The sequence below is a fragment of the Psychrobacillus sp. BM2 genome, from assembly GCF_048572895.1.
In the GTDB taxonomy this organism is placed as follows: Bacteria; Bacillota; Bacilli; order Bacillales_A; family Planococcaceae; genus Psychrobacillus.
In genome coordinates, this window is record NZ_CP183878.1 from 3,708,181 (window position 1) to 3,719,688 (window position 11,508).

The 11,508-nt window shown below is 37.0% G+C and carries 10 protein-coding genes; 5 read left to right on the plus strand and 5 right to left on the minus strand.

Features of this window, described 5'->3' with window-relative positions; translation table 11 throughout:
* Positions 1 to 250 precede the first annotated feature (250 nt).
* Positions 251 to 820 carry a hypothetical protein gene (locus tag ACN6MX_RS18165; protein WP_419960212.1) on the plus strand — a complete coding sequence of 190 codons (570 nt, stop codon included), beginning with the start codon at positions 251 to 253 and terminating at the stop codon, positions 818 to 820.
* Positions 821 to 916: 96 nt separating this feature from the next.
* On the opposite strand, the gene ACN6MX_RS18170 is transcribed toward ACN6MX_RS18165, so the two are convergent.
* The gene (locus ACN6MX_RS18170) at positions 917 to 1,768 is read right to left on the minus strand and encodes a GNAT family N-acetyltransferase (RefSeq protein ID WP_419960213.1); all 852 of its coding nucleotides are present in this window, start codon (positions 1,766 to 1,768) and stop codon (positions 917 to 919) included.
* Between the two features lie 66 nt (positions 1,769 to 1,834).
* Here ACN6MX_RS18170 and aroD point away from each other — a divergent pair, with 66 nt between their 5' ends.
* The gene (aroD, locus tag ACN6MX_RS18175; RefSeq protein ID WP_419960214.1) at positions 1,835 to 2,587 is read left to right on the plus strand and encodes a type I 3-dehydroquinate dehydratase; all 753 of its coding nucleotides are present in this window, start codon (positions 1,835 to 1,837) and stop codon (positions 2,585 to 2,587) included.
* A gap of 393 nt (positions 2,588 to 2,980) precedes the next feature.
* Here the strand turns inward: aroD and ACN6MX_RS18180 are convergent, their stop codons facing one another.
* On the minus strand, positions 2,981 to 3,427 hold the full coding sequence (locus ACN6MX_RS18180; RefSeq protein ID WP_419960215.1) for a GNAT family N-acetyltransferase: 447 nt from the start codon (positions 3,425 to 3,427) through the stop codon (positions 2,981 to 2,983).
* Between the two features lie 162 nt (positions 3,428 to 3,589).
* Positions 3,590 to 5,005, minus strand: a complete 1,416-nt coding sequence (locus ACN6MX_RS18185) for a stalk domain-containing protein (protein WP_419960216.1) — start codon at positions 5,003 to 5,005, stop codon at positions 3,590 to 3,592.
* A 130-nt stretch (positions 5,006 to 5,135) separates the two neighbouring features.
* Here ACN6MX_RS18185 and ACN6MX_RS18190 point away from each other — a divergent pair, with 130 nt between their 5' ends.
* The 3 genes from ACN6MX_RS18190 to asnB all read left to right on the plus strand — a co-directional run bounded on the left by ACN6MX_RS18190 (position 5,136) and on the right by asnB (position 9,215).
* Positions 5,136 to 6,035, plus strand: a complete 900-nt coding sequence (locus ACN6MX_RS18190) for an ABC transporter ATP-binding protein (RefSeq protein WP_419960217.1) — start codon at positions 5,136 to 5,138, stop codon at positions 6,033 to 6,035.
* Positions 6,028 to 7,266 carry an ABC transporter permease gene (locus ACN6MX_RS18195; protein WP_419960218.1) on the plus strand — a complete coding sequence of 413 codons (1,239 nt, stop codon included), beginning with the start codon at positions 6,028 to 6,030 and terminating at the stop codon, positions 7,264 to 7,266. The genes ACN6MX_RS18190 and ACN6MX_RS18195 overlap by 8 nt, the downstream gene beginning before the upstream one ends.
* A gap of 104 nt (positions 7,267 to 7,370) precedes the next feature.
* Positions 7,371 to 9,215 carry an asparagine synthase (glutamine-hydrolyzing) gene (gene asnB / locus ACN6MX_RS18200; RefSeq protein WP_419960219.1) on the plus strand — a complete coding sequence of 615 codons (1,845 nt, stop codon included), beginning with the start codon at positions 7,371 to 7,373 and terminating at the stop codon, positions 9,213 to 9,215.
* 209 nt (positions 9,216 to 9,424) lie between these two features.
* Here the strand turns inward: asnB and ACN6MX_RS18205 are convergent, their stop codons facing one another.
* Together ACN6MX_RS18205 and dapD are read right to left on the minus strand one after the other, a co-directional pair.
* Positions 9,425 to 10,549, minus strand: coding sequence for an N-acetyldiaminopimelate deacetylase (locus tag ACN6MX_RS18205; RefSeq protein WP_419960220.1), 1,125 nt, complete (start codon positions 10,547 to 10,549; stop codon positions 9,425 to 9,427).
* 11 nt (positions 10,550 to 10,560) lie between these two features.
* Complete coding sequence (gene dapD, locus ACN6MX_RS18210; RefSeq protein ID WP_419960221.1) at positions 10,561 to 11,274, minus strand: 2,3,4,5-tetrahydropyridine-2,6-dicarboxylate N-acetyltransferase; 714 nt, start codon at positions 11,272 to 11,274, stop codon at positions 10,561 to 10,563.
* Between the last annotated feature and the right edge of the window lie 234 nt (positions 11,275 to 11,508).

Here is an 11,508-nt window from a genome sequence, read left to right on the forward strand (position 1 = left end):
TTTCTAGCTGAGCGAGCCGCGCCTCCTCGAAATAGTAGGATGCTACTTTCACCTGAGAAGGTTATCAATTGTGTAGTTTTTATAGGAGCGTACGTTATTGAAGTATTGAAATTTACGAAATTAAAGTCATTTGGTTCATTTATTAACTTCCCAATTAATCATAATTAGTTGGAGATTATTTCAAGGTTCGTTCTTACTCAAATCGGGTATTTTATACACAACATCACTTTTTCTGGAGAGTTGTGATAAAATGTTTGGTTTTTCGGATTTACTGTCTTTAATCATTTCAGCTTTTATCATCTTGCCTATTGTTTTATTTCTGCGAGAAACAGGTTACTTGATAGCAAGTGAGATTTTCGGTGTAAAGAATCCAAGGCTGACTATTGGGTCTGGTCCAAGAGTTTTCAAGTTTTGGATAATTGATGTCAGGAAATATTACCATCTTTTTAGTTGGTTTTCATATGATGCTTTAAGAAGGGAAAGTAAGCTAGCATATATATGTATTTACGCAGGTCCAATCCTCATGAATCTTTCGGTGGCTCTACTATTAAATGCATTATTAGCAAACGGTCTGTTAGAGGAACACCAAACTTTTTGGAATCGCTTTGTATTTTATAGTTTTTATTATGTTTTGTTTGATATTATTCCGATGAGAACAATAAATGGTATGCCGAACAACGGTATGATTATTTATGAAATGCTTCGCTACGGAAAACGAACTGATTACAACCATGAACCTTTTATATACAATACAACCGATATCGAAGAGGAGTACCAAGAAAATCAGGAAGAAATAGAAGATAGAAAAAAAGAAGGATGATGATAGGAAAATTCTAAAGGCTAGATGAAGAGGGCGACTATGCCCTGTCCTTCGTCTAGCCTCTTTAGTATTGAAACTTATACAATGATGGTACTACTATATTGTTTCCAGTTTCAAATGAACTGAATCTATGAGCTTCTGATAGCCTATTTCCTGGTAGATTTTGTTCGATGTGGGATTGAGCATATCTGTATATAGCACACAAAACTCAAACTCCCTCAATAGCTCTTTACTCACCGCAGCAACCATTGTTCGTCCGTACCCTTTTCTTCGTTTTTCTGCCGGTGTAAAAACAAGACCAACTGTAACTCCATGTGCTGTTGGTCTGCTCTTTTTCATCATGGACACAACTTCCCCTTGATCTTCCCAAAGGAAGACTTCCTTTCCATCTAACATAGTTTTCACACGTTTTCTTATTTCTACTGGAGCTGTAGATGCTAGCCCAGCTTCCTGTTCAAACTGACTGTACCATTTCTCTATAAGCAGTGCATCTATAGCTGTTGCATAACGCCATGTGCCAGGACTCATTTCTAATGATTCCTCTACTTGGTCCAGTCTATAAAGCCCTTGATCCATCAGTAAAGAGTATTTCCCACCCGTTTTCTCCTGCCATTTTTGTGCAAACAGAACAGCCCATTCCTTTACACTAATAATTGATTCTACTTGTATGGAATGATTGACTAATTCGGTTATACATAAGTCAGTGCAAGTAGTTAGTTGATCTTCATCAACAAAAATTATATTAAAAGGATGCGGAGGAGTCATTTGAAAAATTGCTAATAATTCGCCTTTTTCTTCAATAGTCGCCATATAAGGATTTTTGTAATCACCTGCTTTTATTCTTTCCAGAACACCTAGAAATAGGCTGAACTTATCCTCATTTTCTTCCAAAAAGGGTGTTACTCTACTAGCAAACTTCTCTACATTTTCATAACGCTGAAAATTCATATAATTGCCCTCCTTTTCTCTTTGTATGTTAATATAACCTAAAACACTGCTGGAGGGGATAATTTTATGAAAGTTGTTTCAATTAGAGATATTCATATTGGAAAAGGTGCACCAAAAGTCATTGTCCCGCTCATGGGAAAAACACTAGAAGAACTCCTTTTGGAAATAAAAACAATTAAACAAATTAACCTAGATATTGTCGAATGGCGGGCAGACTTGCTTGAGGATATTGAAGATTTAACTAAAGTAAAACAAATACTTACTATGATTCGCGAAGAGCTATACCCAATTCCACTACTATTCACCTTTAGAACACATCGGGAGGGTGGCAATAAAACCATAGAAGATTCATACTACGAGATTCTTCTTGTAGAAGTGATGAAAACAAAAGAAATAGATTTAGTAGATGTAGAATTGTTCTCGCCTAAAGTCAATGAAATCATAGAAAGTGCAAAAGAAAATGATGTTATTATCGTAATGTCTAATCATGACTTCGACAGGACTCCAGCAAAGGAAGAGATCATTTGGAGACTTAGAAGAATGCAAGAGTTGGATGCGGATATTGCCAAAATAGCCGTAATGCCAAACAAGGCATCAGATGTTCTGACATTGCTAGATGCTACGCATACAATGCATTCATTATATGCGGACCGCCCAATTATTACGATGTCTATGGCTTCTACTGGGGCAATTAGCCGATTAGCTGGTGAGGTTTTCGGTTCTGCAGCTACATTCGGTTCTGGTGTAACATCATCGGCTCCTGGCCAAATCCCAGCAAATGACCTTAAACGTATTTTAGAATTACTACATACCAAGTAAAAAAAGTGGAAGTGCTCTTTTAGATCAAAACGTGTTTCTATCGTTTTCGAAGGGCTTTGGACAGACGTTTTATTATATAATTACGGAGTCAATTTTTAGGGATACTGGTAATTTTATGGCAACAGGTAAGTACATTTTGGATAACAAGAGAAAAGATACTTCCCTCGAAGATGCAATTTCGTTCGCTATTTCGCTTCTTTATTTGGTAAACACTTACCATTTTTCTTTGTTTCCACCAGATAACGGAAAACAGCGGTATTATTCATTTACTCAAGTACCATGAATCTAGTGTTCACACCACATTTTCATATACATCCTTTAAGAAAAGGGCAGATGCTCTAATTGCGACGAGGCGGCGCAAGAGCAGATGCCGCTAATATAAAAATCCCTCCTTTACAATAACTGCGCTAGTCGAATCATATCCACACATGGGATCCCATTTTCGTTTATTTCCTCTTCATAGTGAATGGTGAAAAAATCTATGTCCACTCCGATAATTCGAAATCCACATTTTTGATAGAGGGCTAGCTGATCAATACTCGAATTGCCAGTCCCAACTTCCATTACTTTATATCCATGTTCCTTTGCCTTATTAATAGCATCTATTACGAGTGCTTTTCCAAAGCCTTTACCTTGGTGCTTCTCAACTACTGCAATATTAACGAGTTCTACGGTTTCCGGTCTAGTCGAAAGTAATACAAATACACCCACTATTTCTCCATTTTCTTCACCAATGTAACATTTCCCCCGTTTTAAATATTGCTTTATAAGCTTTTCAGAAGGATCTGCCAGCAACATTAATTCTATTGGATACGCTTCATTTATTCGCCTTATTTCCATGGATTGTCCTCCTTCGCTAACTCATCACTAATACACTCTGGAATATTATTCTCCCTTTTATTATACTCAATTACACACTTCATCTATTTTCGCAATTTCCCTATAATTGTCATTCAAACATATAACCCATCCTTTTCACCTAGAATAAGGATGGGTTATTTTTTATTTTAATATATCGAGGATATCCGCTGACACATATGTCTTATTATCCTTTAACACCGGTTGTTCTAAAAATAATCGTAGGCTCTTATTGTAGCTATAGGTTTTCTCTTCACGAATAATTTGGATAGAGCTGTTCCCTTTTGTAAGAGTTACTTTCTTTTGTGTTGAATTAGCATAATTTTTCACATCATATCCGAGTTGTTCGGCTACTTTACGAAGCGGAATCATTTTTATCCCGTTTTGTATAAAATGATCATCTTCAATAATCTGTTTCAATTCAGGAGAAAGGTAGTTTACCGCAACAACCTTTGTTGGATTTGTTTGGTCGGGAACACCCTCCATCCCTCTCTTTGTGAAAGAATAAAAGACAATTAGTTCTTTTCCAGCTAAGTCACTCTGAGTTATTGCTTCCCCATCTTCATTTGTTATTTCAGTCTCTTTAGAAATATTCAATTGAAGTGCTCGATCCAAACTGATCAAGTTATGGTCAAACTTTGCCACTTTCACAAAGTTGAATTTATCTTCATCATGAACAACAAGAATTTCCGGAGTTATTCTTGCTGGATAAATCAAAATCATCGGCTTATTTTTATCGTAGTAAGCTTCTACTTTCTGTCCTATTTGAAAGGATTCTTTTTTAACTTGCGCTGCATTTGTCCCATTATAGAACAGAACATTTTTATCTAGCGTAAAGATAGTCGTGATTGGTTCATCCTCTTCTGCAACTACTGTTAATGCTAGCTGATTTTTATCGTTTGTTATTTCTGTTATGACACCTTCAAATTTCATGAAGTTTGAAGTATCCTCAGCTTCTATAGATGAGATTGCTACTATTTTACTTGGATTAGTTTGAGCTGGAATGCTTTTTGTAGACATCGTATAGAATACAATAAGCTCTTTTCCACTTAAATCTTGTCGCTCCACTTTTTCTCCTTCGGTATTTTCTAAGATAGTTTCGTTATCCACCTTCAATTTCAATTCATTATCCAAACTACGTAGTTCTTCATCAAACTTTCCAACTTTTACGGAACCGAATGTTTTATCATCATGTACAATCACTAATTCAGGTGAAATTTGCGGTGGATATATCATGATCATCGGTTTATCTTTGTCATAGTAGGCATCTATTTTTTGACCTTTTTGAAATGCTGATTTCTCCAATTTTTTCGTTGTTCCACTACTATAAACCATTGTTTCGCTCGTTAAATTGTAAAAAGTTATCTGCGGCTCTTTGTCAGCTGTTTCTACAGTTAATGTGACAGTGTCCTCTTTTTCCTCCACTTTTGTTATAACTCCAGATGCTTTTACAAAATTAGTTGCTTCTACCGTTGCATCCCCACTTTGCGCATACACACCTTGGCTCCCTATAAGCCCGAACATTAAAATCATTACGATAGCTCCACAAATTTTCTTCATCGAATCGCTCCTTTTTTTGCTTCTCTTTCCATTTGACGGGCTTATTTACAAAAACGTTACAATTTAAATGAAACATTCTTAATGGTGATTCGTATAAACAGAAAAGAACAAAATAGATAGGAGTTTGAATATGACGTTATCAATCAACCAAGTAACAAAGAGATATCAAGACTTCGTCGCCGTTAATAGCCTGTCCTTTACAATTGAAAAAGGAGAAATCTTTGGATTGATCGGGCAGAATGGTGCTGGTAAAACAACTACATTTCGCATGATTTTAGACTTACAGGAGACGACTGAAGGAAGTATTACGTGGAATGGACAGCATATTAATTCGATTAATAGGGATATTCTAGGGTATTTACCTGAGGAACGAGGTATCTTCCCTGCTATGACAGTCGAAGACCAATTATTCTTTTTCGGCGAGCTGAGAGGGAAGCTAAAAAAAGATTTAAAAAAAGAAGTAGACTATTGGATTAATCGTTTTGAATTAGAGGATAAGCGAAAGGCAAAAGCGGAAACCTTATCTAAAGGGAATCAGCAAAAAGTCCAATTAATCGCAAGCTTTATACATCAACCAGAGTTCCTTATATTAGATGAGCCATTTAGTGGATTGGACCCAGTTAATATGGATTTACTAAAACAAGCAATTCTAGACTTAAAGCATAAAGGAACGACTATATTATTTTCTAGTCATCAAATGGATAATGTCGAAGAGCTTTGTGATCATTTATGCTTATTAAAGCGTGGTGTATCTTTGTTTTCTGGTAGCTTATTGGATTTAAAGAAACAATACGGAAAAACCAAGTTAACAATTCGCACAGAAATTCCAAAAGAAGCTCTAGCAGGATTACATGGTGTAAAGGATATTCAAGTAGGTAGGGATCAATATACATTAACACTTGAGGATGAATCGTATGCGCAGTCTATCTTTGACTATGTATCTAGTGGCAAATATATAGAGAAATTCAGTTTGGACTATTTATCATTAGAGGAAATTTTCAAGGATAAGGTAGGTGGTACGCATGTCTAAGTTTTGGTTATTAGTGAAGCAGCTATATGTTCAAAAAGTAAAAGCGAAATCATTTATTTTTTCAATCGTACTTTATGTTGTGGTTATCAGTGGTGTTATGTTCTGGTCTGATATTAAAGAAGCCTTTTTCCAAGAAGATGCTCTACAAATTGCTTTGATCAACGAAACAGATGTAGAAATCGAAGCTTTATTTGAATCGACTAGTGATATACAATTTACCTTCCCAACAGATGAGATAGATAAGGTAGAAAAACAAGTGATCAACGGGGATTTTGCAGCTGTAATTTTCGTGGAGGATCAAGACAATTCATTGGCAGCAGAAATCGCCACCTTTGAACCACTGACATTTAATGATCAGCAAAATCTTTCAGCAACTCTGCAATATGCAGGGAAAATATATGAAGTTCAACAATTAAATTTAACGGCAGAACAAGCAGATAAAATTCTTCAATCAGAAACTACAATCACGATGAAAAATCTTGATGAGCAATCCTCCTCAGGTAAAAGTGAGGATGAGAAGGCTGCAGGGATTGGCGCTTCCTTTTTAGTAGGGTTTTTAATTTATTCATTTGTTATGACATTTTTATCGATGATTACAACTGATGTTGCTTCCGAAAAAGGTTCACGTGTTTTAGAAGTCTTACTTGCAAGCGTAAAACCATCTACACACTTTATGGCGAAATTAACCGGAACATTTCTACTGGCATTAACACAAATAGCAGCATTATTACTCATTCAAGGTTTGTTATTTGCACTGATTGATGGAGGCTCTAAATGGGATGTTGTTCAAGAAATTGCCAATGAATTATCCTTTGTATTTATCGGATACTCAGTAGCATTTTTATTGATAACAATCATTTTATACTTAATACTAGGTGCATTATTGGGGTCTTTAGTCTCCAAGGTGGAGGAATCGGGTCAGGCTATGATGCCCGCGATGATGGTTGGAATTATCGGATTCTACGTTTTGATCTCTGGAATGGCAAGTCCTGATACGATGTTGATTAAAGTATTCTCCTACATTCCATTCACATCTGGTATGGTAATGCCACTTCGAATTGGAGCAACGGATATACCTTCAGTTGAACCAATTATTTCCATGGCTATATTAATTGGCACTGTAATTATTCTATTCCTATTAAGCTTATCCTTCTACAAACGAAGTGTTTTAACTTATAGTAGCGGAGGAATAATTCAAAAAATCAAAACCGTGCTAAAGGTGACAACTTAATATTATTACATCAAATTTATCGTGAAGGTATCTACCTTTGCGATTTTTTTGATACAATTTTTTATTTTTTGCATAAAATAATGGATGAAAGAAGGGATGCATATATGTGTGGAATTACCGGTTGGATTCATTTTCAAAGGGATTTGCGAAACGAATTGTCCGCAGTTGCGAAAATGACGGAAACCTTAAAGAAGCGTGGCCCCGACGATGATAATATTTGGAGTTCTCCGCACGCCGTGTTTGGACATCGTCGTCTTACAGTGGTGGATCCTATTGGCGGAAAACAACCAATGACTAAAGCCTATCAATCAAGTGAATATACACTTACGTATAATGGGGAATTGTACAATACAGAGGATCTTAGAAAAGAATTATTGAAGCGTGGGCATTCCTTCACTGGTCATTCAGATACTGAGGTTTTATTGACCTCCTATATTGAATGGAAGGAAAAATGTGTTGACTATTTTAACGGGATATTTGCATTTGCCATTTGGGATGAGTTGCAACAAAAACTGTTTATTGCACGAGATCGCCTCGGAGTTAAACCACTATTTTATGTTGAAAAAAATGGGGGCTTCCTCTTTGGTTCTGAGCAAAAGTCTCTCTTTGCACATCCTGCTATTTCTCCAATTATCAATAGAGAGGGCCTTGCAGAGATTATTGGATTAGGTCCATCACGTACCCCTGGCTCTGGAGTATATAAGGACATTAATGAATTACGCCCTGCGCACGCACTAAGCTTAACTCGTAACGGGCTTCGAACTTGGCGTTACTGGAATGTAGAAAGCAAAGAGCATACAGATTCTTTAGACGAAACAACCGAAAAAATTCGTTTCCTAGTCACCGATGCTGTAGAAAGACAGCTTGTATCAGACGTACCTCTATGCACATTCCTTTCTGGTGGTTTGGATTCCAGTATTATTACGTCAATTGCTGCCAAATCCTATTCCCAGAATTTGAAATCCCCACTACACACTTACTCAATTGACTATCAAGACAATGAGCAACATTTTCAAAGTAATACCTTTCAACCTACAAACGACCTCCCTTGGATTGAAAAGGTGACAAATCATCTAGATACACAGCATCATTTCTCCATTATTACCCAACAAAAACTAGCAGAATATTTAAGAGAGGCTGTTCAAGTTCGAGACCTTCCTGGAATGGCCGATATCGATTCGTCTTTACTATGGTTTTGCAGAGAAATTAAGCAAGATTTTACGGTCGGTCTATCTGGAGAATGTGCGGATGAAATTTTTGGTGGCTATCCTTGGTTCCATCAGATCGGAAACGCAGAAAAAGGATTTCCTTGGATTCGATCTACCAAAGAACGCTTTCAGTTATTGAATGATAGATGGCAAGGTAAATTAAATATAGAAGAATATGTACAAAATGCATATGATACTACTTTAGCTGAAACTCCACTGCTAGATGGTGAAACAAGTGTAGAAGCAAAAAGACGCGAACTATTTTATATGAATATGACGTGGTTTATGACTACTCTTTTAGATAGAAAAGATAGGATGAGTATGGGTGCTAGTTTAGAGGTGCGCGTGCCATTTGCCGATCATCGTTTGGTAGAGTATGCATGGAATATCCCTTGGGATTACAAAATGGTAGGTAATCAGGAAAAAGGTATTCTACGAAAAGCATTTGAAGGTAGTCTGCCATATGATGTACTTTATCGTAAAAAAAGTCCATATCCCAAAACGCATAATCCTGTTTATACAGGTATTGTGAGTAGTATGTTGAAAGACCAGTTACAAGATAAAAACTCTATTTTGCATGAGCTTTTTCAAAAGCAGCGGTTAGCAGATTTAGTCGAATCGAACGGAGAAGCATTTCAAGTACCGTGGTTTGGTCAGTTAATGTCGGGTCCACAGCTTCTTGCATATTTAGTGCAGATGCATATTTGGTTTAAGGAATATAATGTTCAACTGGTGGATTGAAATCTAAGTGCCAATCAAATAGCATTTGGATAAATTTCCCGTTCCGCAAGTAAATCGTCATCTAGAGCAAGTAAATATACAGCGAGCGCAAGTAACTTATAGAGGATAGCAAGTAACCGCCTAATGAATGCAAGTAACTGCCATGCCAGAGCAAGTAACTGAATTTAAAAAGGATTTACTCCGCACTATCCGGAGTAAATCCTTTTGTATTAACTTGAAATTTTTCGAAAATAAGAATCTATAAACGGGACAAGATAGTCAATCACCGCTTCATCAGGACTAAGCTTCGGATGGTGCAGCCCATACGATGAGTTAACCCCAGCCCAAAATAGCATCCCCGGTATCTCTTGTAGGAAATAACCAAAGTCTTCGCCAGTCATCGCTGCATCACATAAAATAGCGTTAGTTGCTGGATGTGCTTCCGCAAATGCCAAAAAATCGTTTGCAAGCGCTTCATCATTTTTAACCTGATAGTAGGACGAGCCGTAATCTATGTGAACGGCACATTCAAAAGCAATTTCCGCTGCTCGACAAAATGACTCGATTTTCTCTTTTATAATCATCATCGTTTCTGCATCCATTGTACGAATAGTACCCTCAAGACGAGCATGTCCGGAAATAATATTTTGCACTGTTCCAGAAGTGAACTTTCCAATCGTAAGAACTGCAGGATTCATTGGATTGACAGAACGACTTACAATTGTTTGCAGTTGCAATAATAGTGTAGCGGCTGCAACAGACATATCTTTAGCTTGATGTGGAAAAGCCGCATGCCCTTCCTTGCCAGTTACGTCTATAAACAATTCAGATGTATTGGCAAACAGTAAACCGGGACGGGTAGCTACCGTGCCAACAGGGTATTCTGGTGCTATATGGAAGGCAAATATTTTATCGGGTACCAAAGCTGGCAGCTCTTTTTTCAACCATTCACGCATTGGAAGTGCACCACCTGGACTTTCCTCTGCCGGTTGAAATAGAATAACTACGTCATCCTTTATAGGATTTTCTACTAGACTTCTTAGTAAACCCAATGCCACCGTCATATGCACATCATGACCACAAGCATGCATTTTTCCAGGGTGATTGGATTCAAAAGGAAGTCCGGTCACCTCCGTTATCGGAAGACCATCTATGTCAGTTCTCCAACCGATCGTTTGTGTAGGTTCAGTTCCCACTATTTTCACGACTATACCTGTTTTCCAAGTAGTAATTATCAATCTATCTTCCGGAAGTGCACGAATTTGTTCCAATAAGTAGCTTTGAGTTTTTACTTCTTCAAAACCCAATTCTGGTATACGATGTAAGTCTCTCCGAATATCTTGTAAGGTTTTCATCGTCCACCAACTTATAACTGACGCAATTCTTGCATAATTTCCGTTTTCGATCTTGTCTGATCATCAATTTCTTTAATCACTTTAGCAGGCGCTCCAACAGCTACCGAATATGGTGGAATGTCCTTAGTAACAATGGCACCAGCAGCTACAACGGCACCTTTACCAACTCTACAGCCTTCAAGAACTACAGCATTTGCACCAATTAGTACATCATCTTCAATAATGACAGGAGTTGCAGAAGGTGGTTCAATTACTCCCGCTAGCACTGCACCAGCACCGATATGACAGTTTTTTCCTACGGTTGCACGTCCACCAAGAACTGCGCCCATATCAATCATCGTGCCTTCTCCAATAACTGCACCAATATTAATAAGTGCGCCCATCATAATAACACTATTGTCTCCGATACTAACTTGATCTCTAATAACAGCGCCTGGTTCAATACGCGCATTTGTCCCCTTCAAATCTAAAAGTGGAATAGCAGAGTTACGACTTTCATTTTCTACTACCACATCTTCAATTTGATTTTTATATTCATTTAAAATGGATTCGATTTCAGACCATTCTCCAAATAATACTAGAGAATTTCCTTCACCAAAAACTTTCGTATGTTCCCCGAAAGAAATCTGATCTATCCCGTTTCCTTTTATGTATACTTTCACCTGCGTTGATTTCTTTGCGTGTTGAATATATGAAATAATCTCGTTTGCATCTAGTTGTTTCATTTCCCATTCCTCCTCAAATATGTATCTATTCTACAGAAGTTTTTATTAAAAATCACGAATTTATACACATCCACTTAAATAAAATTGAAAATTCATTCTCACAAATTTATATCACTTCCTTGGTTTCTTTTTATTTTGCCAGCCAATTCAGAAAATAATATGTTATAATTCAATTAACAAATTTGAAGGGACGATGGGTGGACAATGATTATTTAATCTTATTTCTTGCATAAT